26 protein-coding genes are annotated in these 23759 nt (G+C 45.8%); all 26 read left to right on the top strand.

Translation table 11 applies throughout. From position 1 onward, the window contains the following. Positions 1-3 precede the first annotated feature (3 nt). Complete coding sequence (locus tag AC3WTJ_RS08690) at positions 4-879, top strand: UbiA-like polyprenyltransferase (RefSeq protein WP_492521470.1); 876 nt, start codon at positions 4-6, stop codon at positions 877-879. Continuing rightward, on the top strand, positions 876-1478 hold the full coding sequence (locus tag AC3WTJ_RS08685) for a UbiX family flavin prenyltransferase (RefSeq protein WP_492521469.1): 603 nt from the start codon (positions 876-878) through the stop codon (positions 1476-1478). Before AC3WTJ_RS08690 ends, AC3WTJ_RS08685 begins: the two co-directional genes overlap by 4 nt. Further along, on the top strand, positions 1471-2334 hold the full coding sequence (locus AC3WTJ_RS08680; protein ID WP_492521468.1) for a menaquinone biosynthetic enzyme MqnA/MqnD family protein: 864 nt from the start codon (positions 1471-1473) through the stop codon (positions 2332-2334). The genes AC3WTJ_RS08685 and AC3WTJ_RS08680 overlap by 8 nt, the downstream gene beginning before the upstream one ends. Then, positions 2331-3308, top strand: a complete 978-nt coding sequence (locus AC3WTJ_RS08675; protein ID WP_127451378.1) for a polyprenyl synthetase family protein — start codon at positions 2331-2333, stop codon at positions 3306-3308. Before AC3WTJ_RS08680 ends, AC3WTJ_RS08675 begins: the two co-directional genes overlap by 4 nt. 166 nt (positions 3309-3474) lie before the next feature. Beyond that, positions 3475-3918: a nucleoside-diphosphate kinase gene (ndk, locus tag AC3WTJ_RS08670; RefSeq protein ID WP_492521467.1), complete on the top strand. Its 444-nt coding sequence runs from the start codon at positions 3475-3477 to the stop codon at positions 3916-3918. A 128-nt stretch (positions 3919-4046) separates the two neighbouring features. Further along, on the top strand, positions 4047-4832 hold the full coding sequence (locus AC3WTJ_RS08665; RefSeq protein ID WP_492521466.1) for a CheR family methyltransferase: 786 nt from the start codon (positions 4047-4049) through the stop codon (positions 4830-4832). Between the two features lie 95 nt (positions 4833-4927). Then, a complete protein-coding gene (locus AC3WTJ_RS08660; RefSeq protein WP_167053794.1) occupies positions 4928-5092 on the top strand; it encodes a hypothetical protein in 165 nt (54 codons plus the stop codon). A 240-nt stretch (positions 5093-5332) separates the two neighbouring features. Next, complete coding sequence (aroC, locus tag AC3WTJ_RS08655; protein WP_127451384.1) at positions 5333-6496, top strand: chorismate synthase; 1164 nt, start codon at positions 5333-5335, stop codon at positions 6494-6496. A gap of 1 nt (position 6497) precedes the next feature. Further along, complete coding sequence (aroB, locus tag AC3WTJ_RS08650) at positions 6498-7607, top strand: 3-dehydroquinate synthase (RefSeq protein ID WP_492521465.1); 1110 nt, start codon at positions 6498-6500, stop codon at positions 7605-7607. Next, positions 7597-7983, top strand: a complete 387-nt coding sequence (aroH, locus tag AC3WTJ_RS08645) for a chorismate mutase (RefSeq protein ID WP_157319999.1) — start codon at positions 7597-7599, stop codon at positions 7981-7983. The genes aroB and aroH overlap by 11 nt, the downstream gene beginning before the upstream one ends. 293 nt (positions 7984-8276) lie before the next feature. Continuing rightward, on the top strand, positions 8277-9824 hold the full coding sequence (gene trpE / locus AC3WTJ_RS08640) for an anthranilate synthase component I (protein ID WP_492521464.1): 1548 nt from the start codon (positions 8277-8279) through the stop codon (positions 9822-9824). A 27-nt stretch (positions 9825-9851) separates the two neighbouring features. Next, on the top strand, positions 9852-10892 hold the full coding sequence (gene trpD, locus AC3WTJ_RS08635) for an anthranilate phosphoribosyltransferase (RefSeq protein WP_157320001.1): 1041 nt from the start codon (positions 9852-9854) through the stop codon (positions 10890-10892). After that, positions 10882-11688: an indole-3-glycerol phosphate synthase TrpC gene (gene trpC / locus AC3WTJ_RS08630; protein WP_492521463.1), complete on the top strand. Its 807-nt coding sequence runs from the start codon at positions 10882-10884 to the stop codon at positions 11686-11688. Before trpD ends, trpC begins: the two co-directional genes overlap by 11 nt. 15 nt (positions 11689-11703) lie before the next feature. Beyond that, the gene (locus AC3WTJ_RS08625; protein ID WP_492521462.1) at positions 11704-12402 is read left to right on the top strand and encodes a phosphoribosylanthranilate isomerase; all 699 of its coding nucleotides are present in this window, start codon (positions 11704-11706) and stop codon (positions 12400-12402) included. Then, positions 12399-13595 carry a tryptophan synthase subunit beta gene (gene trpB / locus AC3WTJ_RS08620; RefSeq protein ID WP_492521461.1) on the top strand — a complete coding sequence of 399 codons (1197 nt, stop codon included), beginning with the start codon at positions 12399-12401 and terminating at the stop codon, positions 13593-13595. The genes AC3WTJ_RS08625 and trpB overlap by 4 nt, the downstream gene beginning before the upstream one ends. A 3-nt stretch (positions 13596-13598) precedes the next feature. After that, the gene (gene trpA, locus AC3WTJ_RS08615) at positions 13599-14408 is read left to right on the top strand and encodes a tryptophan synthase subunit alpha (protein ID WP_492521460.1); all 810 of its coding nucleotides are present in this window, start codon (positions 13599-13601) and stop codon (positions 14406-14408) included. A 224-nt stretch (positions 14409-14632) separates the two neighbouring features. Continuing rightward, positions 14633-15733 carry a histidinol-phosphate transaminase gene (hisC, locus tag AC3WTJ_RS08610; protein ID WP_492521459.1) on the top strand — a complete coding sequence of 367 codons (1101 nt, stop codon included), beginning with the start codon at positions 14633-14635 and terminating at the stop codon, positions 15731-15733. A gap of 23 nt (positions 15734-15756) precedes the next feature. After that, positions 15757-16845, top strand: coding sequence for a prephenate dehydrogenase (locus AC3WTJ_RS08605; protein WP_492521458.1), 1089 nt, complete (start codon positions 15757-15759; stop codon positions 16843-16845). Between the two features lie 171 nt (positions 16846-17016). Beyond that, positions 17017-17874, top strand: a complete 858-nt coding sequence (locus tag AC3WTJ_RS08600) for a polysaccharide deacetylase family protein (RefSeq protein ID WP_492521457.1) — start codon at positions 17017-17019, stop codon at positions 17872-17874. A 436-nt stretch (positions 17875-18310) separates the two neighbouring features. After that, positions 18311-18892 carry an RNA polymerase sigma factor gene (locus AC3WTJ_RS08595; protein WP_127451405.1) on the top strand — a complete coding sequence of 194 codons (582 nt, stop codon included), beginning with the start codon at positions 18311-18313 and terminating at the stop codon, positions 18890-18892. Positions 18893-18899: 7 nt separating this feature from the next. Beyond that, positions 18900-19529, top strand: coding sequence for an anti-sigma factor family protein (locus AC3WTJ_RS08590; protein ID WP_127451407.1), 630 nt, complete (start codon positions 18900-18902; stop codon positions 19527-19529). 50 nt (positions 19530-19579) lie between these two features. After that, the gene (locus tag AC3WTJ_RS08585) at positions 19580-20161 is read left to right on the top strand and encodes a histidine phosphatase family protein (protein ID WP_492521456.1); all 582 of its coding nucleotides are present in this window, start codon (positions 19580-19582) and stop codon (positions 20159-20161) included. A gap of 139 nt (positions 20162-20300) precedes the next feature. Continuing rightward, complete coding sequence (locus AC3WTJ_RS08580; RefSeq protein ID WP_492521665.1) at positions 20301-21455, top strand: hypothetical protein; 1155 nt, start codon at positions 20301-20303, stop codon at positions 21453-21455. Positions 21456-21629: 174 nt separating this feature from the next. After that, entirely contained in the window at positions 21630-21818 is a 189-nt protein-coding gene (locus AC3WTJ_RS08575) for an IDEAL domain-containing protein (protein ID WP_157320009.1), read from the top strand. 149 nt (positions 21819-21967) lie between these two features. Beyond that, a complete protein-coding gene (locus AC3WTJ_RS08570; protein ID WP_492521455.1) occupies positions 21968-23047 on the top strand; it encodes an LCP family protein in 1080 nt (359 codons plus the stop codon). A 72-nt stretch (positions 23048-23119) separates the two neighbouring features. Next, on the top strand, positions 23120-23551 hold the full coding sequence (locus AC3WTJ_RS08565) for a DUF2487 family protein (protein ID WP_492521454.1): 432 nt from the start codon (positions 23120-23122) through the stop codon (positions 23549-23551). Positions 23552-23759 lie beyond the last annotated feature (208 nt).

Here is a 23759-nt window from a genome sequence, read left to right as displayed (position 1 = left end):
CATATGTTTACTAAACTAAAAATCTTTCTGGAAATGATTAAATTCGAACACAGTGTCTTTGCACTGCCTTTTGCATTCATGGGAGCGATTCTGGGTTCCGTAGTATTAAATGGACATTTGCCGAGTTGGGCTCAAATTGGCTGGATCACACTAGCCATGGTGGGAGCTAGAACCGCTGCGATGGCCTTAAACCGTGTAATTGATAAAGCGATTGATAAGAAAAACCCGCGCACCGAGAATCGCGCAATACCCGCCGGGTTAATCTCCATTCCGCAAGTCATTATTTATATTATTATTTCTTTTGTTTTGCTCTTCTGGGCAACTTCCAATCTAAGTTCGTTATCCATGAAACTGCTGCCTATCGCAGTGTTTTTTCTTGTCTTTTACTCATATACCAAAAGATTTACCTGGACCTGCCACTTTGTGCTCGGTTTGACTTTAGGCTTGGCACCGCTTGGCGGCTGGATTGCCGTAACAGGCCAATTCACATGGGCATCCATCGTATTTTATTTGACGGTCGTTTGCTGGAGCGCTGGATTTGATCTCATCTATGCGTGTCAGGATGCAGAATTTGACCGTAATGAAGGTCTTCATTCTTTGCCTAGCCGTTTTGGCATCAAGGCAGCATTGAACACAGCGCGTATCCTGCATGTACTGACAGCGGTTGGTCTGGTTACCTTATTCTTTATTACTCATTTGAGCTGGTTTTATCTAGTAGGACTCGTAATCGCTTATTTTATTTTGTACAAAGAACACAGACTTGTTTCGCCACAGGATTTATCTAAATTGAATACAGCCTTTTTTACAATGAACGGTGTGCTTAGTCTTGTGATGTTTGCATTTACACTGCTTGATGTGCTTGTGAGAGAGTACCTATGAGCGGCGGCAATTGGGTGGTAGGGATTACTGGGGCAAGCGGAGCTGTTTATGGCGTTCGGTTGTGCCAGGTCATGCTGGATCAAGGCTTGGATGTGCATTTGATTGTCACAGAGGCCGGTTGGCGAGTGCTGCATGATGAGATGGGCTGGCAGGCAAGTAAACGCAAAGAAATGCTGCAAGAGCATTTTGGCGGCCGTGCAGGCTCATTCGAGCACCATCCGATTGCTGATATTGGAGCAACCGTTGCCAGCGGATCCTTTCGGACAAAGGGGATGGTTGTCATCCCTTGCTCGATGGGCACGTTATCTGGCATCGCGCATGGCTCATCCGATAATTTGCTGGAGCGGACAGCCGATGTGATGCTGAAAGAAGGAAGAAAATTAATTCTGGTTCCAAGGGAAACGCCATTGCATGCCATACATTTGGAAAACATGCTGACCTTGTCTAGAATGGGCGTACGTATGATTCCGGCTATGCCAGCCTTTTATCATCGTCCAAACTCTATTGAGGAGATGGTCGATTTCTTGGTAGGCAAGGTGCTGGACAGTATGGACATTGAGCATTCCTTGTACCGAAGATGGGGTGATAACGATGAATAGCTCTGACCCGAAAATTCGAATTGGCCGTATCAATTATACCAACGTTTGGCCGATCTATTATTATTTTCCTGAACTGATGAACACGTCCGAGGTCGATATTATTGAGCAAGTTCCGACTTCGTTGAATAAAGCGATGGCTGCCGGTGACATTGATATGGGGCCAATCTCCTCATTTGCTTATGGAGAGTCCTTTGAGAATTATTTGTTATATCCGGATCTTTCCGTAAGTGCATATGGAGAAGTAAATTCCATCTTGTTGTTTCATGAGAAGCCGCTCCGCGAGATTGCGAACGGGCATATTTTGCTGCCCACAACTTCAGCTACATCGGTAAATTTGCTCAAGATCATCCTTGAGAAATTTTACGAGGGGAAACCCAGCTATGAATATGCAACACCCGATGTCGAGCAGATGATGGCGCATGGGGACGGTGCACTGCTCATCGGAGATGATGCAATTAAAGAGAGTTGGCGCAATAAAACGTATATGATTACGGATCTTGGGCAAGAATGGGCGAAATGGACAGGACAATGGATTTCGTTTGCCGTATGGGCGATACGCAGGGAGACGGCAGACCAGTATCCGGAGCTTGTGGCAAATGTGTTTAATGCATTCATGGCAAGTAAAGCGAAAGCACATAGTAATCCGGAAGAAATGATTGAGGAGGCGCAAGCTTCCGTTGGCGGTACGGCTTCCTATTGGCATCATTACTTTCATACGTTATGTTATGATTTTGGTCAGGAACAATGGGAAGGTCTTGCCTCCTATTACAAGTATTGTTATGAGCTTGGGTTCCTGCCGAAGCCGGTAAGCATCGCTTTATGGTCAGAGAATAAAGTGGCACGGGTGACAGAATGAAAAATTTAATCGATATTTATTCAAGAAAGAAAAAAGATATAGCGGCTATTGAAAAAACGCTGGAGGAAAGCGTATACTCCGATCACGCTATGTTGAGAGAAACGTCAAATCATCTATTGAAAGCTGGCGGCAAACGAATTCGTCCTGTTTTTGTACTGCTTTCGGGCGAGTTCGGCAACTATCAGTTGGAAACGATGAAGCGCGTGGCCGTGCCGTTGGAGCTCATTCATATGGCATCGCTCGTTCACGATGATGTTATTGATGATGCGAACACAAGACGCGGGCAATTAACAGTCCGATCCAAATGGGATAATCGGATTGCGATGTATACAGGGGATTACATATTCGCAAAGGCATTAGGCGTCATCACTCAAATTCACAAGCCAGCAGTACATCAGATCATGTCTAAAGCGATTGTAGAGATGTCCATCGGTGAGATGGAACAAATTCGCTTCTTTTTTCACTCCGAGCAAACAATTCGTGATTACTTATTGAGGATCAGGCGCAAAACAGCGCTGCTTATCGCTATTTCCTGCCAATTGGGTGCAATGGCTGCAGATGCGCCGGATTGGATTAGCAATAAACTTTATGGTTTTGGCTACAACGTGGGGATGGCTTTCCAAATCAGAGACGATATTCTGGATCTTATCGGGACCGAGAAGCAGATCGGGAAACCGCCAGGTTCCGATGTGAAGCAAGGTAACATTACGATTCCTGTCTTGTTTGCTATGCAGGACCCCGCCCTTAAACCGCTTATTTTGGCTGAATTAGACCGTATACATAAATTAGATGGACAAACTGATGTTAGCACTTTTTTGGATATCATCCGTCACAGTGAAGGTATTGCTATGGCAGATACGCTGTCGCAGAAATACATTGACAAGGCAATTGCTTCTTTGGATAAGCTGCCGAACGGGCAAGCCAAAAGAGATTTAATCGAAGTTGCACATTTCATCGGCAATCGCTCGTACTAAAGTGATTTGAGAAAAGCTGCCAGAAAGTGTAAACTAAGAGGGAATACATAAGATTTAACCCTTTTGGGCGTACAGGCCTACGATGGAAGTCAGTTTTCTAACGAAAACTCAGTAGTTGCTTATGAAGCAAGTTTTCTAAAGAAAACGCTAAGGAGGATATCGTTACATGGAAAAAACATTCTTGATGGTAAAACCGGATGGCGTACAACGCGGCCTGATCGGTGAAATTGTAAAGCGCTTTGAACAGAAAGGCTTTCAATTAATTGGCAGCAAATTGACGATGGTCTCGAGAGAACAAGCCGCATTTCATTATGCTGAACATGAAGGCAAAGATTTCTACGAAAGACTCGTTAATTTCATTACCTCCGGTCCTGTCTTCGCAATGGTCTGGCAGGGAGATCAAGTTATTCCTTTATCCCGCACGTTAATCGGCAAAACGAATTCATTGGAAGCGGCACCTGGCACGATTCGTGGCGATTATGCGGTACATACGAACTTCAATCTCATTCATGGCTCGGATTCACCGGAAAGCGCTGAACGCGAGATCGGTAATTTCTTTAAAACGGACGAGCTCCACGACTATACCAAAGTCATTCAACAGTGGATTTAGCCATTCGAAACCTGAAGAACCTGACATCTTTCCAGATGCAGGTTCTTTTTTTGTCGTGCTTTGAAGGAATTTGGCAACGAATGAAAGAATGTATGTTATTTAGACAAAGACCAAGGTAGGTGGGCAGCATGGAAGAAGATCAGGATTTTTTGTTATTTATAAAAAAAGTAAAAGAACATACGTCCATAGATCTTGCTCTTTATAAAGAGGCACAAATGAAAAGACGTCTGACAACACTTCGAATGAAACGTGGTTATCAAACGTTTGTTTCCTTTTTTGATGCCATGATGAAAAATAAAGAACTCTTTTATGAATTTCTGGATCGGATGACGATCAACGTTTCCGAGTTTTGGCGGAACCCGAATCGCTGGGAGCTGGTGGAATCAAGATTCATTCCCGAAATGCTCAAAAAGAATCGAAGACTGAAGGTTTGGAGCGCTGCTTGTTCTACAGGTGAGGAGCCTTATACGTTAGCCATGATTCTGGCGGAGCAAGGGGCCTTGAACGATGTCCATTTGCTAGCGACGGATATCGATGAGGGCGCTCTGGATAAGGCGCGTAAAGCGGCCTACCTCGATCGCTCCTTGCGAGATGTTCCCGAGAAATATGTGAAGAAATATTTTCGGCAGGATCAGCTTATGTATCATGTTTCAGATGAATTGAAAAAAACGGTAAAATTTCAAAAGCAGAATCTGCTTGTCGATACGTTTGATACCGGGTTCGATTTGATTGTATGCCGAAATGTGATTATTTATTTTACTGAAGAAGCGAAGCATGTGTTATATCAGAAATTTGCAAAAGCATTAAAGCCAGGAGGATTACTATTCGTTGGGTCGACTGAGCAAATTTTTTCGCCAGGGCAATATGACTTAGAACCGGCTGATACTTTCTTTTATCGGAAAAAGGGTGTATAAGATCTTCCATATCTTCCAATACTAAGATGTAGCAAAACTCAGTGAACGTTAATGAGTACAATACATAAAAATGATGCAACTCTTAGGGGGCTCTTATGGACAAACGCAAAGTGATAACCGCTTATCGCAGGGGAATGATCTCCATTCAGGAATGTGCACAAATTTTGGGAGTAGATTCGTCGCAAATCATGGGTTTGATGAATGACCCACAAATGGCAGAACTTCCAAGAGTTGTCCAAAAGCAGCCCATGCACGGGTAACCATTGCTCCTGAGCCGATGTTAACACGCTTGCGCCTAAGGGAATACCCCTTATATGCAAAGCGTGTTTTTGCGTTTGTGCTGTTGCCAAACCAGAGTACCTATACTATAATGACTAAAAGATAATCGCGCGTCAAAGCGCTAAAGCGTTTGGAAACAATTTCAAGTTGAAACGGCAGTAACTTCATCTTGGCAGCACTTATAAGCAAATGCTTCACCAAATTATAGGGGGTAACGGATTGTGAGATATTTAACGGCTGGAGAAACACATGGACCGCAGCTCACTGCGATTATTGAAGGGTTTCCAAGTAATGTAACTCTTAACTTTGAGGATTTGAATTTTCAATTACATAGACGTCAGAAAGGGTATGGCCGTGGTCGTCGGATGCAAATCGAGAAAGATACGGCTACGATTGCCGGCGGTGTGCGCCATGGCAAAACAACAGGTGCTCCAATAGCGTTGGTTGTTGTCAACAATGACTGGAAGCATTGGACAACCGTTATGGGCATTGAGCCGGTCGAAGAGGATAACGAAGGCAAACGCCGCGTGAACCGTCCTCGTCCAGGGCATGCCGATTTGAATGGCGGTCTGAAATACAATCAAAAAGATCTGCGCAACATTTTGGAGCGCTCAAGTGCCCGCGAAACGACCATGCGCGTAGCGACTGGGGCTGTAGCACGCCAATTGCTGGCAGAGTTCGGAATCAAGGTAGCTGGACAAGTCATCCGCATCGGGGATGTAGAGGCACAGCGTCAAGAGCTTCCGATCGATGAACTGATTGCAATTACCGAAGAATCACCGGTACGTGTCGTTGACAAAGAAGCGGAAGCCAAAATGATCGCGGCGATCGACGCTGCCAAAGAGGACGGCGACACACTTGGCGGTATCGTTGAAGTCATCATTGAAGGCGTGCCGGTTGGATTGGGCAGCCACGTACAATGGGATCGCAAATTGGATGGGAAAATTGCGCAAGCGGTTCTATCTATTCAAGCATTCAAAGGCGTGGAATTCGGAATTGGATTTGAAGCTGCGGAGCGCAGAGGATCGAATGTCCATGATGAAATTTTATATACAGAAGAAAGCGGCTTTAGACGCAGAACGAATCGTGCAGGCGGATTCGAAGGCGGGATGACGACTGGCGAGCAAATTATCGTTCGCGGTGTGATGAAGCCGATCTCAACTCTCTACAAACCGCTGCAAAGCGTTGATATCGATACGAAAGAAGTATTCACAGCGCAGGTTGAGCGTTCCGATACTTGCGCAGTCCCGGCTGCGGGCGTCATTATGGAGAATGTTATTGCCTGGGAAGTGGCGAATGCCTTCTTGGATAAGTTCGGCGGGGACTCCATTGAGGAAATTCGTGCGAATCTCAACAACTTCTTGAAACAAGTGGAGAACTACTAATATGAGAGAGCTTACGGTAGAGCTTGGCGAACGTTCTTATCCGATCTACATTGGTCAAGGCGTCCTGAACGATATCACGGCTTTGTTCGACCGCGCGAAGCTCAGCCGCAAATCGCCGCTGCTCGTTGTCACCGACAGCGAGGTGGCTCCGCTGCACCTGGAGCGCGTCATGGCGCTGCTCCGCGAAGGCGGCTTCGCCGCAACGTCCTGCGTCGTTCCCGCAGGCGAAACCTCCAAATCCCTCGCACAGCTCGAGGGAATTGTGACCACAGCCCTCCAGGCGGGCCTTGATCGCAGTTCTGCGATCGTCGCCCTTGGAGGAGGCGTGGTTGGCGATCTCGCCGGCTTCGCAGCGGCGAGCTTCATGCGCGGGATCCGCTTCGTGCAGATCCCGACGACAATCCTTGCCCACGACAGCTCTGTCGGCGGCAAGGTTGCCGTAAACCACCCGATGGCGAAGAACATCATCGGGGCGTTCCATCAGCCCGAGCTCGTTCTCTTCGACATCGACTTGCTTCTGACTTTGCCGCCGCGCCAAGTGAAGGCGGGCCTCTCCGAAGTGATCAAGCATGGCTTGATCTGGGATGCTGCGTTCACGCAGTGGTGTGACGACAATGCGGAGCGGTTGTTATCTCTTGATCCAGAAGCGCTTAGTTATGCGCTTTATATAGGCTGCAAAGTGAAAGCGATCGTCGTCTCTCAAGATGAACGGGAGAACGATTTGCGCGCCATCTTAAATTTAGGACATACGATTGGCCATGCTTTGGAAGCAGTGGCTGGTTATGGCGAGCTGCTGCATGGGGAAGCGATCTCAATCGGTATGGTTGGGGCTGCCAAGCTGGCCCAGGAATTTGGGTACTCTGAAGAAATCCATGAAGTAACCAAGTGCCTGTTCCTGAAATACGGACTGCCTGTCAGCATTCCGCGTCATTTGGACACGGACAGCATTATGAGCGCGATGATGCACGATAAGAAATTCAAAGAGGGAACAATGGTCTACATTATTCCTATGGAAATTGGTAAAGTCGAAATTCGTAAGGATGTTACAGTAGAACAAGTTAGACAAATTGTCGAGCTTCTGAAAGGGGAGAGTGTAGCCGATGTTTTGTAGGGGAATTCGTGGCGCAACGACAGTTGAACACAATGAAGCGGAAGAAATTTTGACTGCTACGGGAGAGCTGCTTCGCGCCATCGTAGAGGCGAATGATTTTCGCCCAGAGGATATTTGTTCCGTTTTTATTACAGTGACGGAAGACATTACAGCAACATTCCCTGCACGGGCCATTCGTACGATGGTTGGCTGGGAACTCGTGCCGTTAATGTGTTCATTGGAAGTTCCGGTTGAAAATTCATTGCCAAAATGTATCCGTCTCATGGTTCAAGTGAACACAACGAAGAGCCAATCGGAAATCAACCATATTTATTTAAAAGAAGCCAAAGCGCTTCGCCCTGATATTGTTAAATTGACAAATGAAGCTGCACGGTAGTATAGTGTAGTTAGATGAGATTAGGTAAGTAGAGCAGAGCAAGTTTAGTTGAGTAGAGCAGAGCCCAGTTGAGATGAGAATGATAGCAGAGAACTGTATGAAGATGAACACGACTCATTCGGAGACGTTTGTTTTGTCATACATTCAACGTTTATTTTTCATATTCTTCTTAATCTACTACATAAAACTAAAAGCCAGCCTCTACTTCGGTAGAGGCTTTTTTGTTATTCAATTAGAGTTTGGAGCACCTCGGAGAACGACGGAAGGCTCACAAGCTGAGAGGGGATGTAACCATGTATACACCTGAAATTCAAGAAGTGATTCGATTATCCAAAGACTATAACCTCATTCCTGTGGTACGCCATCTATTAGCCGATACAGAAACCCCGATTCGTGTTTTTCAACACTTGTACCAAGAGAAGCGTGCGTTCCTGTTGGAAAGCGTAGAGGGCGGCGTGAAATGGGCTCGATATTCCTTCATTGGAAGCGATCCTTTCCTGATGATTAAGGCGAAACATGGGAAAACGGTCGTTGAGACACAAACCGAAAACAAGGTGACGGATGAGAAACCCATCGATGTGTTGAAGGCGTACCTAAGATCCTACTCCAGTCCTCAGCTTGCGGATCTGCCGAGGTTCACGGGCGGCGCTGTCGGATTCTTTGGATACGATCTTCTGCAATACTATGAGAAGCTGCCGGCTCATCAAATTGATGATTTGCAAATGAACGACATTCAATTCATGTTCTGTGATCAAGTTATCGTTTTCGATCATTTTAAACAGCAAATCAAAGTGATTGCTAACGTACACGTGAAGCCTTTTGCAACGGATGCAGAGATCGCTCAAGCTTATCATGCGACTTGTGAGAAAATCGATGCGACGATCGAGAAGATTAAAAGGCCGCTTGGCACGGAAACGATGACGCACAATCCGATTGTAGTGGAGCCGGATCTAGGCGACATTCGTTCGAATATCACAAAGGAAAAGTACATTGCCAATGTGAATAAAGCGAAGGAATATATTCGTGCCGGTGATATTTTCCAGGTTGTGCTGTCACAGCGTTTTGAGATGGAAACTACGGTCTCACCGCTGCAGGTATATCGGGTCCTGCGTACGATGAATCCATCTCCCTACATGTATGTGCTCAAAATGGATGATGAAGTCGTCGTTGGCACATCACCCGAGCTGCTTGTTAGGGTTGAAGAGGAAAAAGTGGAAACTCGCCCAATTGCCGGAACAAGACCGCGCGGTAAGACGCCGGAACAAGATTTAGCTTTGGAAAAAGAGCTGCTAGCGGATGAGAAAGAACGCGCTGAACACTTGATGCTAGTAGATTTGGGACGTAATGACATTGGCCGCGTATCGGAATTTGGCACGGTTAAGTGCGATACATTCATGGATATCGAGCGCTACTCACATGTCATGCATATCGTTTCCAACGTATCTGGAAAAATTGCGAAGGATAAAGATTTCTTCGATGCTTTTCTTTCCTGCATGCCAGCAGGGACGGTGTCTGGAGCGCCGAAACTGCGAGCTATGGAGATTATTGCTGAGCTGGAGCCAGAAGCACGCGGTACTTATGCAGGGGCTATTGGTTATCTAGGATTCTCAGGAAACTTGGACACATGCATCACGATTCGTACGATTGTTTTCAAACACGGCAAAGCCTATGTGCAAGCAGGCGCGGGAATTGTGTGGGACTCCGTACCGGAGAGCGAATACCAGGAAACGGTGAATAAAGCAACAGCTTTGCTCAAATCGATTCGAATGGCAGAAGCCATGTTTAGTCCAGAACCTAGGCCTGTAAGCGATATTAACAAAGATTACTTTGTTAACTCTTAAGGGAAGAAGTAGAGGAGGAATAACGTCATGAGTGAACTTATTCAGATACAGCAAGCGCTTGGTAAAGTAATTAGCGGCAGCCATCTTTCCAGGGAGGAAGCGCGCGGCGTCATGTCGGAAATTATGGAAGGCGCGGCGTCACCTGCTCAGATCGGCAGTTTGCTGACAGCTCTTCGCATTAAAGGCGAAACGCTGGAAGAGATTACAGGTTTTGCTGAAACAATGCGGAACAAAGCGATCCAGGTGAATGTGCGGCAGCATGATCTGTTGGATACATGCGGCACAGGCGGCGACGGAGCAGAGACGTTCAATATTTCAACGACAGCGGCGATTGTTGCTGCAGCGGGGGGCATTCGTGTAGCCAAACATGGCAATCGAGCGATGTCGTCCAAAAGCGGCAGCGCAGATGTGCTGGAAGCTCTTGGCGTGAAGATTACACTAAGCAGCGAGCAAGCGGCGAAATGCTTGGATAAAACGGGCATTTGTTTCATGTTCGCGCAAGCTTATCATCAATCCATGAAGCATGTCGCGGCACCACGCCGAGAGCTTGGTTTCCGTACGGTATTCAACTTGCTGGGCCCGCTTACGAATCCTGCGGGAGCGGATCGTCAAGTGCTGGGCGTGTTCGATCGTACGAAGACGGAATTAGTCGCACAAGCGCTGCAAGCTTTAGGACTGAAGCGGGCTTTGGTTGTAGCGAGCGAAGATGGATTGGATGAATTCAGCATTTCGGCGCCGACTAAAGTTACGGAGCTGAAAGCAGATCGGATTAGCACGTATTCCATTACACCTGATGATCTTGGCTTAAGAGCTCACAGTATTAAGGATGTAGGCGGTGGAGATGCGATACTGAATGCAGAAATCATCCGTCATATTTTTGCCGGCGAGCGAGGGCCTCATCGCGATATCGTGCTTGCGAATGCAGCCGCATGCTTCTACGTGACTGGCCATGTTGGAAGCTTACAGCAAGGGGTTAAATTTGCGGCTGACGTCATCGATTCGGGCCGTGCGGAACAAAAGTTGAACGACTTAATTCATTTCACAGGAGAACTATGCCATGTTTCTTGATAAAATTGTTGCCACCAAACGAGCTGAAGTTGAAGCCATGAGCAATTTTTCCATTGCGCAAGCGGAGAAGACCATTTCTGAGATGCCGTCTTGCTTAGGTTTTGAAAAAGCTTTGACGACACGTAAAAATCGGGCGATGGGTTTGATCGCTGAAGTTAAAAAGGCGTCTCCGTCCAAGGGTTTGATCCGTGAGGATTTTGATCCGGTATTGCTGGCCAGCTCCTATCAACGTGCGGGAGCTGACTGCATCTCGGTGCTTACGGATGTGGATTATTTCCAAGGAAGCAATGATTACTTGAAGGCTGTACGCCAAGCGGTGAATGTGCCTTTGCTGCGGAAAGATTTCACGATCGATCCGAAACAAATCTACGAAGCGCGCTTGATTGGGGCAGATGCGATCTTACTGATTGCGGCAATCTTGACGACTGACCAGATGAAGCAATATCTGAGGCTAGCAAGTGATCTTGGTTTGGATGCGTTGGTTGAAGTGCATGACCGTGAAGAATTGGAGCGTGCGCTCGAACTGGACACCCAATTAATTGGGATCAATAACCGGAATTTGAAGTCGTTCGTTACCGATTTGAAAACAACGGAAGAGTTGATTCAATACATTCCGGCCGGCAAAACCATCGTTAGTGAGAGTGGAATCTCATCCGTCCAAGACATGGCTTATCTGCAGCAAATCGGCTCGCAAGCCGTGTTGATCGGCGAACATTTCATGCGCCAGCCTGTTGTCGAGCAAGCGGTTCACGATCTGATGGGGCCAATTGTCAATACAACGAATCAGACGGTTTAGAAAGAGGCGAATAGGATGCCAACAGACACGATGCCAACGGTTAAAATCTGTGGACTTCAAAGCGTTGAAGTGTTAAAATCAGTCATACATTTGCCAATTGATCATATCGGATTGGTTTTTGCTCCAAGCAAACGTCAAGTCAAGCCAGATAAGGCTGCGGAGCTTGTTTCCTACTTGAGAAGTGAAGCGGATCAAGGTGTTTCCGTTCCACTAACCGTAGGTGTGTTCGTGAATCCGAGCCAAGAGCAGCTTACGGAAATCATGGCGATTGCTCCTCTTGACATCGTTCAATTGCATAGTCAGGAAACTCCTGAGTTCTGTAAATGGGTACGTGAACAGTTGGATGTCCAGGTGTTCAAGTCCGTGTCCATTTCCAAATCAGAGAATAAAATTCCGTCCAGCGCAGAGGTAGCTGCTCAGTTGGATCCGTACATCGGATCGGTTGATGCCGTATTGCTTGATACTTTTGACCCCGTATATGGCGGAGGATCCGGGAAAACTTTTGCCTGGGACTGTATTCCTGTTTATCAGGAGTGGGCTCGTACAGCAGGTGTCAAATTGCTAGTAGCAGGCGGATTGCAGCCTGACAATGTGGATCAACTAGTGGAAGCCTATCGTCCTGACGGCGTGGATGTGTCCAGCGGTGTAGAGACAGATGGTGTGAAAGATATTGCGAAAATTACCGCATTTGTGGAAAGGGTGACCGGAAAGTGACGCAAGTACCTGATAAACACGGCAGATTCGGCAAATTCGGCGGCCGTTACGTACCAGAAACATTGATGAATGCTTTGACGGAGCTGGAAGAGGCTTACAACCAATATAAAGACGATCCAGCATTTATTGCTGAAGTTCGCTATTTGCAAAAGCAATATTCCGGCAGACCAACTCCCCTTTATTACGCAGAGAGACTCTCTGAGCAGCTGGGCGGAGCCAAAATTTATTTAAAACGAGAAGACCTGAATCATACGGGCGCTCATAAAATTAATAACACCATCGGACAAGCTGTGCTCGCGAAAAAGATGGGGAAAAAGAAAATCATCGCTGAGACGGGGGCAGGCCAGCACGGTGTTGCCTCGGCAACGGTCGCCGCATTGATGGGCTTTGAATGCAAGGTCTTCATGGGCGAAGAAGATACGAAGCGACAGCAATTGAACGTTTTTCGGATGAAATTGCTCGGCTCTGAAGTCATTCCCGTTACTTCAGGCACTCGTACATTGAAAGATGCGTGCAACGAAACGTTGCGTTATTGGGTCAGCAATGTACAGGATACTTATTATATCCTGGGTTCCGTTACAGGTCCTCATCCTTACCCGATGATGGTCCGTGATTTTCAGCGCATTATCGGTGACGAATCGCGCGAACAAATTCTGGAAACCGAAGGCAGGCTGCCGGATGCCGTTGTTGCTTGCGTAGGCGGCGGAAGTAACGCCATGGGGATTTTTTATCCGTTCGTTCAGGATGAAACGGTTAAACTCATCGGCGTTGAAGCTGCTGGACGCGGTATCCATACGGAAGAGCACGCCGCCACGATGACCAAAGGCTCGCCTGGCGTATTTCAGGGCTCGCTGAGCTACCTTTTGCAGGATGAATACGGGCAAGTGCTGCCGGCTCATTCCATCTCGGCGGGGTTGGACTACCCTGGTATCGGACCGGAGCATTCTTACCTGAAAGATATTGAGCGCGCTACGTATTATCCAATTACAGACCAAGAAGCGCTTGATGCACTTCAATTGTTAAGCCGTACGGAAGGTATTATTCCAGCTTTAGAGAGCGCTCATGCGATTGCTCATACGGTAAAATTAGCTCCAACGATGTCCAAGGATCAAATTATTGTCGTAAGCCTGTCTGGACGTGGCGATAAAGATGTAGAATCCATTATGAGCTATCTTGACGCAGGGGAGGAATAAGCCATGAACCTAATTGATAAGCGTTTTGCTGAGCTTAAAGAGCGTGGGGAAACAGCTATGATCCCTTTCCTGACCATTGGTGATCCAACGATTGAAGCTTCATTAGAGCTTATTCTTGAAATGGAGCGGGCTGGCGCTGATTTAATCGAGTTGGGTGTTCCATATTCGGATCCCCTAGCCGATGGCCCTGTCATCCAACGTTCATCTGAACGTGCGCTGCTTCGTAAGATTACGATTTTTGATGTTATAGATGTTGCTCGCCGGGCGCGGAGCAGAGGTTCCAAGCTGCCATTCATTCTATTTACTTACTATAACCCTGTTCTGCAAATCGGGTTGGAACGCATTTTCAAAACGATGCAGGAAAATGAAATCAGTGGCATTATCATTCCAGATCTACCGTTGGAAGAGGATAGCGAGACGAGAGCGATTGCAGAATCTTATGGTGTCCATTTGATTCCATTGGTTGCGCCGACTTCGAATGAACGTGTGAAACGTATTGCAGCTGGAGCTCGTGGATTCGTTTACTGTGTTTCCTCACTTGGTGTAACCGGTGAACGGGCTGAATTTTTCGGGGGGATTGAAGATTTTCTATCTACAGTGCGAGAAGCGGCAAACGTGCCGATCGTTGTCGGATTCGGTATTTCCAACCGGGAGCAGGTTGAGCGGTTCGAGAAGCTCTGCGACGGTGTTGTGGTGGGGAGTGCGATTGTACGCACGATTGAAAGCGCGCTGCACCATTTCCAAGAAGATGCTGCTCATCCAGAAGGGTTGCAGCAGATTGGTGGCTTTGTAGGCCAGCTAAAAGGCAGATAATGAAATCCCTCTAGACACTGGTCTAGGGGGATTTTCTAAAATTACCTATTTACTGTTAAGCGTTAAAGCAGTACACTATTATGTGTTGATCATTGAGACTTTTGTCTGCAATGAGTGGCTAAAGCAATATTCCTTCTACATAAAAAGGAACCACATTTTACAACGGTACTAGTTTTGTGGGACAATTACAAAATTCGGACAACTAATTGATGAGGTGGCTACCAATGAAACCGAAACAAACGATTGTACATTTGCCGGTCTATCAACCGGGTAAACCTATTGAAGAAGTAAAAAGAGAGCTTGGATTAACGGAAGTGATTAAACTCGCGTCCAACGAAAATCCATTTGGCTCGTCTCCAAAAGCAAAAGCGGCGATTGAAGCGGAAATCGCTAACATCAGCTTGTACCCTGACGGTGGGGCTGTACAGCTGACAGAAGCAGTGGCTGAGTATCTTGGCGTCGCGACGAATCAACTCATTTTCGGTGCAGGTTCTGACGAGGTTATCCTCATGCTGGCACGCGCTTTCCTCGTACAAGGCGATGAAACGGTGATGGCTTCTCATACCTTCCCGCAATATAAGCACAATTGTGAGATTGAGGGTGCTGTGTCCATCGAAGTCCCATTGAAAGATGGCACTCATGACCTGGACGGCATGCTGGCTGCAATTACAGAACGTACGAAGATCGTCTGGATCTGTAATCCGAACAATCCGACAGGTACGATGAATACGGATGCTGAAATCAAAGCCTTTTTAGCCAAAGTTCCTGAGCATGTATTGGTCGTTCTGGATGAAGCTTACTGCGAGTACAATACGACGGGAGAATTCCCGGATAGCATTGAGCTGATTGGTCAGTACCGCAATGTCATCGCACTGCGTACTTTTTCGAAAATATACGGTTTAGCTTCATTACGAATCGGTTATGGCATTGGGCACCCCGATGTGATCCGATCCATTAACCAAGTTCGTGAGCCTTTCAACACGACCAGATTTGCTCAAGCTGCTGCTTTAGCTGCGATTAAAGATCAAGACTTCATCGCAAGCTGCCGCGAAGCGAATACAGCAGGTTTGAATTATTTAACGGAGCAGTTTAACGAAATGGGGTTAAAGGCTTTCCCTGCACACGGTAACTTCGTTATGGTGAATGTCGGACGCCCAGCGGCAGAAGTATTTAATGGTTTGCTGCGCAGAGGCATTATTGTCCGTGGCGGACATATGCTTGGCTTCCCGACATCCATCCGCGTTACCATCGGCTCACGTGAACAAAATGAGAAATTCATTGCAGCTTTGCAGCAAGTGCTGGCTGAGGTTGCCGTTCAAGCCTAATACAAATTAAAGGTTGATCTCTTATGACGAAAATTGCGATATTTGGTGTAGGGCTTATCGGCGGTTCACTGGCCTTATGTTACAAAGGAAAACCGGGTTTTACCGTTGTCGGCCATTCTCCGAATCCGAAATCCGTTGAGAAACTGCTCAAACGAAACGTGGTTGATGCTGCAACAACGAATATGGCTGAGGCGGTAGACGGGGCTGACTACATTTTTCTATGCGTGCCAGTTGGGATGTTAGAAGAGTATGTTCAGCAGTTGATGAATCTTCCGCTCAAGAAAGGCTGTATCATCACGGATGTGGGGAGCACGAAAGCAACCATTACGGAAAGCGCAGAAACCATGGTAAAAGATGGCGTTTTCTTTATCGGTGGTCATCCAATGGCAGGCTCCGAACGTCACGGCGTTGAGGCAGCGTCTTCGCATCTTTTTGAAAATGCCTTCTATGTGCTGACCCCGGCAGAGGGGACACCGCAGGCAGAGGTTGACCGCTTAACCGAGCTGCTCAAGACGACGAAAGCACAAATCGTGCAGGTCGGAGCACGTGAGCATGATGATATCGTGGGCGCGATCAGCCACCTGCCGCACATTATTGCGGTTGCGCTGGTTAACCAAGTCAGAGGATATAACGAATCCAACCCGTTATATCAGAATCTGGCTGCGGGGGGCTTCAGAGACATCACACGCATTGCCTCAAGCGAGCCGATGATCTGGCGGGATATATTAGTGAACAATCGGCAGGTGCTGCTCAAATTGCTTGCGGATTGGAATCTAGAAATTTCTCGTTTTATTGAGCTCATTGAGAATAGTGATGGCGAGGGAATTGTTGAACAATTCCGCATTGCCGGTGAATTCAGAAGCCAACTGCCGGAGCGCAGAAAAGGCATGATTACATCATTGTTTGATATTTATGTCGATATTCCGGATCATCCCGGCATTATTGGTCAAATTACAACATTATTAGGTAATGCTAGAATTAATTTGAGCAATATCCAAATTATTGAGAGCCGCGAAGATGTGCCTGGGATTTTGCGTCTGTCCTTCCGCAATCAGGAAGATGCAGATCGCGCCTCGGAGCTGTTAAGCGGGCCTTACGCGGTTCATGTATAACTGAAATTGTACACACAAATAAGCTGATTTCTCCTCTTGAAGAACGTCCCAAAAGAGAAGAAATCAGCTTATCTTTTATTCTATTGAAATCGATTCTCAAATAAAAAACTTCGTGCTATAATGACAACGTTCATATTAATATTACAAACTTCTAAGTGTGGGGCGAACGAGATGAAGCTGTGGATGATGGTAAAAAGCACGTTAATTGTTATTGTTATTTTTGTTAATTTTTTCCCCTCATTTGTAAGTGCGAACAATGTCATCTACTCGAAGGAAGTTGCAGTTCTTGTGTATCATCACATCGATGATCAGGTCGAGGGCTCTGTGACCATTTCAACCAAATTATTTGAGCGGCAGCTGGGTGCATTACAGCGTCAAGGGTACAATTTTATCACGATGGATCAGTTTAAGAGTTTTATGAAAGATGGGGCGAAAATACCGGACAACGCTGTTCTCATCACTTTTGATGACGGGTATGAAAGTTTTTATACGAATGCGTATCCGATTCTCAAAAAAATGCGAATACCAGCGGTGAATTTTGTGATTACCAAAGACTTGGATAACCCGACAGCAACGTTGCTGCCATCCTTGTCCAGGGATCAAATTCGGAAAATGAGAAAAGAATTCTCAAATATTGATTTTCAGCTTCATTCGGATCAATTGCACGCAATGAAAGACGGAAAGCCGATGCTGAATAACAGAATGACAACGAATGGCGTTACCGAGACGCAGGAAGACCTCAGACAGAGGGTTATGTCGGATACGAATACATGTATGGCAAAGCTTCGGGAGTTGGATGCCGCTAAATCTATCGATTCCTATGCTTACCCGTTTGGCAGCTATGATGATTTTACCATTTCCTATCTGAATGAAGTCGGAGTTAAATATGCGTTCACGACCAAAGCGGGATTAACTTCCATACAAACGGATCCGATGCAGATTCCGCGAATTAATGCAGGCAGCCCATATATTCGGCCTCATTCCATTAATAATTTAATTAATCAATCCATAAGGCATCAACTGAAATAGAGCATTTCTTCATGCAAAAAAAGACCAGGTAAACGTTTTCAAAAAAGTGTTGACAGAATGAAACCGTATACATATAATAAAAGTACAGTATGGTTTCTCTCCACTCCTATCCGATAATCGCACCATAAGTGCAGCCGCCAATTTGGCGGTTTTTTTTTTGTTCATAAATACCATATTTTTCTGATATTCATATATAATGGATAGGGTGGGTTGTTGCTTTCAACAGACAAGCTTAGAATGTGAATTTTTTTCAACAAATTGTCGAATGGAGCAGGAATTTCGCAATTCATCGAGAAGAATTTAATAGGTCATAATTTACATATTGATCCTTTCACATTTATTTTACAAATGAACGCAACTTTTCACTCTAATTGCCGTACAACATGTATGAGCAGTTGGAGTGGTACCCGGGAACCGTTAGGAGGGTCGCCACGTAATGACCGATTCCCAGTTGATCAGAGAAATCAAGGATGGAAATGTTCAGCTTTATAACGAGCTTATGCGTCGTTACGAGCGTAAAATCCTTGCATTCATCTTTCATATGCTCAAAAGTACACAAATGGAAGCTATTGCTGAAGATTTGTGTAACGAAACGTTTTATAAAGCGTACCGCAGTTTGCACTCTTTTCGAGAAGTTGAAGCCTCCTTTTCTACCTGGTTGTATACAATTGCCCGGAATACAGTTTTGAGTGAGCTGCGCAAAAATAAAAGTGTGCAAGTCTCGTTAGAGCAAAGCGGATTGACGCCCCATGCTTCGTTTGATGCCATGCCGGAGCAAGCCATGCTGCGAAACGAGAAAGTGTCGATGGTTCGAGATGCGATTAACAGTTTGCCAGAGAAACAACGATCTGCTCTGATCTTAAGAGAGTATGATCAGATGGATTATCAGGAGATCGCCAACATTTTAGGTCAAACCGTAAGCTCGGTGAAGTCTCTTTTATTTAGAGCCAGAGCATCCGTCAAGCTACAGTTGGACCCTTACTTCAGTGAACCGATATTCGAAGAATCGAAGGGATGAAACAGCGATGAAGTGTAGTGAGATCCAGGAATTATTTGGGGTTTATTGGGACTTGCCGAATGATGACCTGCGACGTACCGCGGTGGATGAGCATATTGCAACATGCGCCGAATGTGCGGAAGAATTTCAGATTTGGGAAGAAAGTACGATCCTCATACGTACTGCTGCAATCGAGAGCGAGCTTCCTGATTATGAACCGATGGTCTCAGGCAAGGTCATGAGTCGAATTTATGAGGATGAATCATGGCGTATTCCGGTTTCCGAGCGCATGTATACAATCTCTTACAAGCTTCGCCGCAATCTTACCGCTGTCATTGCTTTTTGTTTAGCGTTATTCGTATTCAGCTTTTTATTCGCTGTTGTCTATGACGGTACGCCCAAGTCGTCGATAGCTGCGGCCGACAATACGCTATTTGATTTGCAAGCGCCGCAAGCAATGAAGTCGACGGGCTCAGAAACGATGAATGGCCATAAGATGGTAGATGCCGTAGCAAGCCTTAACCCCAGTTTTATGGAGCCGTTGCGATTCCATGTAGGGCCAATTCATTCATATCCGCATTATTTGCTTGTTGTATCCATTTTGGGTCTAATTGCAACAATCATCATCATGAACTGGTTATCGCGAACAAAAGCCTAGTGCTCCGGAAGGGGCATTTTTCATTTTATTGACTAATGGAGGAATAGGGAATGACAACGATTGGATTTATCCGGCATGGAAGCACGGAATGGAATCGATTAGGGAAGCTGCAAGGGCAGTTGGACACGGATTTGACCGATGAAGGAAGAGAGCAGGCCAGGCTGCTTGGAATCCGATTAGCCAACGAATCCTGGGACGGGATCATCTCGAGTGATCTAAAACGAGCTAAGGAAACGGCCCAAATCGTGTCTCAGCTATCGGAAATTCCGATTATCGGGACGGATAGCCGGCTTCGTGAACGGAGATATGGCCAGGTCGAAGGAACGACAGTAGCCGAAAGAGAAGAACGTTGGGGGCCAGAATGGAAGCTTCAGGATTTAGGCCAGGAGTCGGATGATGAACTGTGGAAACGATGGTCCGAATTAGAAAGTGAGCTGCTAGAAGCTTATCCGAATAAGAGAATATTACTGGTTTCACACGGGGGATTCATTGTGCAGGTGCTCAGAGTATTGCGTATGGATAGCGAGCAATTCCTGCAAAATACGTCCCTAACCATCCTGCTGCGTCAGGAAAAAGGGTGGGAGCTTCAGCTGTACAATTGTTTATCTCATCTGGAAATTGTACACGAATAATTGCGAGATAAGAAGTATGACTCTGTTATAGAGTCATGCTTTTTTTGCGTGCCTTGGAATATTTTCGGGAAAAATTCCCATAATGATTACTAGAAACCACGGAGCTGAAAGCTTCGCCAAATGGGGGATGTAGATGGAAATGAACCTAGCGGACATGCTCAGCTACGCCGATATCCACGAGCTAGGCCGAATCGCAAACACCTATGAGTGTGAGTGCAATGGCCATTCAAAAAACGAGTTGATTCAGTCGATTTTGAGTACAGCCCTGCGCAGAGAGATTTTCGAGAAGCATATTCAAAGCTTGAACTTGGAGGACATCCGATTTTTGAATTCTCTCCTCTTCGATCCTCGCAACGCCTTCAGTATTGAAGAACTGATCGCTAGAGTTCAACAGTCACGGTTTCAGAAAGATGAATCCGTTGAATGGAATCCCCGCGACATGGTCATTAAATTTAAGAAACTCGGCTGGTTGTTTAATGGGTATTCCCAACAAACCAAATTTTTGTTTCATGTGCCAAATGATTTGAAACGGAAATTTAGCGATGTGCTTACAGGACAGTTCAAACAGAGCTTGAAACAAACTCCAGAGCCTAACGTTTATCGAGACGAGCAGTTACTCATTATTGAGGATATCTTTCATTTTTTGACGTTCCTTTCTCAGGTGCAGGAATTGCCTTTGACAGTTGAAGGATCCATGTACAAGAGGCAGCTTCAGCAAATACTGGATCGCATGTCTGTGCAGGAGGAAATGGTGTCCAAAGGAGCTTGGCGCTTCGGATACGGACGCATGTTCAAAGACTATCCGAACCGATTTTCATTCATCTATGATTACTGCTATTATCGGCAGCTAATCAGTGAGCAAGGCCAAATGCTCAGTTTGACGGAGGAAGGAAAATCACGTTTGCTGGAAGGGAAAAAAGAGAATCTGGCGGATGTGTATAAGTTCTGGCTCAGGCTCTATAAGAACCCTATTCCCAATGTACAAAGCCTCGCAGGTTGGGTTGACCGCCTAAGCGGCCAGTGGGTCACTTTAGCCTCTTTAAGCGAAGTGTTATGTAAATTGGTCAAGCCATTTTATTATGACAGTTCGGAATCCATCGTAGAACAGCGTATTTTACAAATGATGATGCATCTTGGGCTTATACGTATTGGAGAAGATCTGGAGAACGGCATGGTCGTGCAAGCGACTAAGGTGGGCTCTAAAGTGATTCAAGGTACTTTTGTTGCGGAAGAAGATAAGGTGGTCCTTTTTCTGGACCAAGAGAGCGCAAGGTTCAAAGGGGATAATAAGTAGTAGGTAAAGACACATTCCTAATCAATCGGGCTTTTGAACGAAGCGCGAATGTACGGATTGAATATGATAAAAGTAGGAGCACACAGGGGTTGGCAGACACCTAGGAACGGACTTTCATGTTTTTGCGAAAAAGAAGCTCCTGACAAACCGCGTACACATTTGGAGGTAGGTCTCATGGGAAAAATGAATGTATCTAACAACGCGCTGCTGGCACTTTTCGCGGAAATGGTTTGGGATGATGCCATTCGCAAATATAAAGAACAAAATCTCTACAAAGAGATTGATCTTGCGTTAGCAAAAGGGGATCAACCGACCTTCCTTGCTCTTACATCTGAGCTTAAAATGCTGAAAACTTCAGGATAATGATCGTGGTGGCAGCCACAATAGGGACAAAAGACATGTGAAACCAGTTCACATGTCTTTTTTTGCAGGAAAGGTGATAAAAAAGAACTATTTTGTTACTCCATACGTCGATTAATTAGACTATAATGCGACGCAAAAGGAGAATACAAATGAGAAAGCTCTTGAAAACCATGCGGAAACGGAAAGTCTTATCATCGTTTCTTCTATTTACTTTACTCGTTGTCGGGGCAGCATCCGGCTACGCCGCTTTTCTGATGAATAAATGGAACCATGCCTTGGATCAAATAGCCGCTCCTATCGCTCCTGCTTCAAACGAAATCGACACAAGCGGTTATCCTGTATCGCAGACGTCCCAAACATCCGATGCGACAGAGAACGAAGAGAAATCGCTTACCCTGCTATTAACGGCAATTGACGAGCGATCAGGTAGCGAAGGCTCGTTAAATACGGATGTCATGATGCTTTTTCGAATTGATCCGGTAACGCATCAGGGTACAGTAGTATCGATTCCTAGAGACCTTGAAGTATCAGCAGAAAAATCCGGTTTAGAAACCTCGCATAAAGCTAATTATTTCTATGCTTATAATTATAATAAGAACAAAGAAACGGCGCTTGATGAGACAAAACAGTTGTTCAGCAAGATTTATCAAGTTCCGATTGATCATATGGCTGTTATTAATTTTGATGGATTTCGCAAGCTTATCGATCAGTTAGGCGGTATGACGGTTGATGTCGATATGGATATGAAATATCAAGATGAGAGTGACGGAACAAATATTAATTTGAAAAAAGGCACGCAGCGCTTAAATGGCAAACAAGTGCTTGATTATATTCGCTACCGCAAATCGAATATGGGTACAGCGGAATCGTCCGATTTGGAACGGAATCAGCGAGAACAATTTGTGCTTAATGAATTACTTGATAAATTAACTTCACTTAATGGTGTAACCGCGTGGGGGAAAGTGCTTGATATTATGGGAAGTTCCATTAAAACAGACATCCCGGCGAACGAACTTCGCACATTAACCAAATCGTACCGTGAGTATAAGCCGGCTAATGTCCAGTACATTCATCTGGATGGGACATGGGAGAGTCCTTACCTGGTCGTGAAACAGCAGGATTTGGAGGAAGCGCTGGAAGCATTGCGCGGACAAACGGACAGCTTGAGTAACCGTACATTCGACAGCTCGATCGACAGTTCAATTGACAGCCATTTGCAGACAGATTAAAGTGTACAAGAAGCGATGGCTATTGCTACATAGCAAACGCATTTTTGGTAAAAGATAGAGGGGGAAGCACGGTTGAAGTTTAATGAGATTTCTGCGCAAGAATGGTACGATTTAAAACCATACTTGGACACATGTTTGCTGCCAGTAACGGGGTTGACCGGATTCGAAGACCCCGCACAAGTAACTTTGGCGTTGGAACAGCTCCGAGATGCACTGGAAACCATCGAAATTCCATACAAAGGTAGGGTAGTAACGTACCCGGCGCTTCATTATATGACGGCGGTGAGCATGAGGGACCAGCTTGAAGCCCTTTCTCTTCATTTAAAAAGAATGGGATTCCGCTACGTCATCGTACTGACTATACATACGGAAGCTGCAAGCTGGAAGGCAGAACAAACCGATTTGTTGATTGCTGTCGACATGGAGCAGTGGGAGAGCAAAGCCGAACAGATCAAAGCAAGTATTTCTAAGCAAGTTCAGCACTTATGGCAGCATAGTGATTAACTTTAGCTGGTAAGCGTATTATTGGAAAAAAAATTGCACAGGATAAGGGAAGTAATGGCGTACATTGGCTGCCAAAAAGTTGTGACAATTTCGTTAAAATTTGTCCAAACGCCAAGTTTTCAATGGCTCAAAAGGAGTTCTGGATTCTTGACGACCTAGTAGTCGTAGGATATTATTAGTAATGTCCTAGTTATGTAGTGTAATGTCG

It is taken from the genome of Paenibacillus sp. FW101-FHT12H11, from assembly GCF_058790355.1.
Note: the sequence above shows the minus strand (reverse complement) of the source record. Positions and strands in the feature narration are given on the sequence as shown.

What these genes read in the sequence shown, in the direction of transcription:
- aroH (WP_157319999.1), top strand. Translation starts at nt 7,597, where the DNA reads ATGTTTTGTAGGGGAATTCGTGGCGCAACGACAGTTGAACACAATGAA.
- hisC (WP_492521459.1), top strand. Translation starts at nt 14,633, where the DNA reads ATGAAACCGAAACAAACGATTGTACATTTGCCGGTCTATCAACCGGGT.
- AC3WTJ_RS08685 (WP_492521469.1), top strand. Translation starts at nt 876, where the DNA reads ATGAGCGGCGGCAATTGGGTGGTAGGGATTACTGGGGCAAGCGGAGCT.
- AC3WTJ_RS08570 (WP_492521455.1), top strand. Translation starts at nt 21,968, where the DNA reads ATGAGAAAGCTCTTGAAAACCATGCGGAAACGGAAAGTCTTATCATCG.
- AC3WTJ_RS08675 (WP_127451378.1), top strand. Translation starts at nt 2,331, where the DNA reads ATGAAAAATTTAATCGATATTTATTCAAGAAAGAAAAAAGATATAGCG.
- AC3WTJ_RS08665 (WP_492521466.1), top strand. Translation starts at nt 4,047, where the DNA reads ATGGAAGAAGATCAGGATTTTTTGTTATTTATAAAAAAAGTAAAAGAA.
- AC3WTJ_RS08690 (WP_492521470.1), top strand. Translation starts at nt 4, where the DNA reads ATGTTTACTAAACTAAAAATCTTTCTGGAAATGATTAAATTCGAACAC.
- AC3WTJ_RS08605 (WP_492521458.1), top strand. Translation starts at nt 15,757, where the DNA reads ATGACGAAAATTGCGATATTTGGTGTAGGGCTTATCGGCGGTTCACTG.
- AC3WTJ_RS08580 (WP_492521665.1), top strand. Translation starts at nt 20,301, where the DNA reads ATGAACCTAGCGGACATGCTCAGCTACGCCGATATCCACGAGCTAGGC.
- aroB (WP_492521465.1), top strand. Translation starts at nt 6,498, where the DNA reads ATGAGAGAGCTTACGGTAGAGCTTGGCGAACGTTCTTATCCGATCTAC.
- ndk (WP_492521467.1), top strand. Translation starts at nt 3,475, where the DNA reads ATGGAAAAAACATTCTTGATGGTAAAACCGGATGGCGTACAACGCGGC.
- trpE (WP_492521464.1), top strand. Translation starts at nt 8,277, where the DNA reads ATGTATACACCTGAAATTCAAGAAGTGATTCGATTATCCAAAGACTAT.
- AC3WTJ_RS08680 (WP_492521468.1), top strand. Translation starts at nt 1,471, where the DNA reads ATGAATAGCTCTGACCCGAAAATTCGAATTGGCCGTATCAATTATACC.
- trpC (WP_492521463.1), top strand. Translation starts at nt 10,882, where the DNA reads ATGTTTCTTGATAAAATTGTTGCCACCAAACGAGCTGAAGTTGAAGCC.
- trpA (WP_492521460.1), top strand. Translation starts at nt 13,599, where the DNA reads ATGAACCTAATTGATAAGCGTTTTGCTGAGCTTAAAGAGCGTGGGGAA.
- AC3WTJ_RS08585 (WP_492521456.1), top strand. Translation starts at nt 19,580, where the DNA reads ATGACAACGATTGGATTTATCCGGCATGGAAGCACGGAATGGAATCGA.
- AC3WTJ_RS08660 (WP_167053794.1), top strand. Translation starts at nt 4,928, where the DNA reads ATGGACAAACGCAAAGTGATAACCGCTTATCGCAGGGGAATGATCTCC.
- AC3WTJ_RS08575 (WP_157320009.1), top strand. Translation starts at nt 21,630, where the DNA reads ATGGGAAAAATGAATGTATCTAACAACGCGCTGCTGGCACTTTTCGCG.
- AC3WTJ_RS08600 (WP_492521457.1), top strand. Translation starts at nt 17,017, where the DNA reads ATGAAGCTGTGGATGATGGTAAAAAGCACGTTAATTGTTATTGTTATT.
- AC3WTJ_RS08590 (WP_127451407.1), top strand. Translation starts at nt 18,900, where the DNA reads ATGAAGTGTAGTGAGATCCAGGAATTATTTGGGGTTTATTGGGACTTG.
- AC3WTJ_RS08625 (WP_492521462.1), top strand. Translation starts at nt 11,704, where the DNA reads ATGCCAACAGACACGATGCCAACGGTTAAAATCTGTGGACTTCAAAGC.
- AC3WTJ_RS08595 (WP_127451405.1), top strand. Translation starts at nt 18,311, where the DNA reads ATGACCGATTCCCAGTTGATCAGAGAAATCAAGGATGGAAATGTTCAG.
- trpD (WP_157320001.1), top strand. Translation starts at nt 9,852, where the DNA reads ATGAGTGAACTTATTCAGATACAGCAAGCGCTTGGTAAAGTAATTAGC.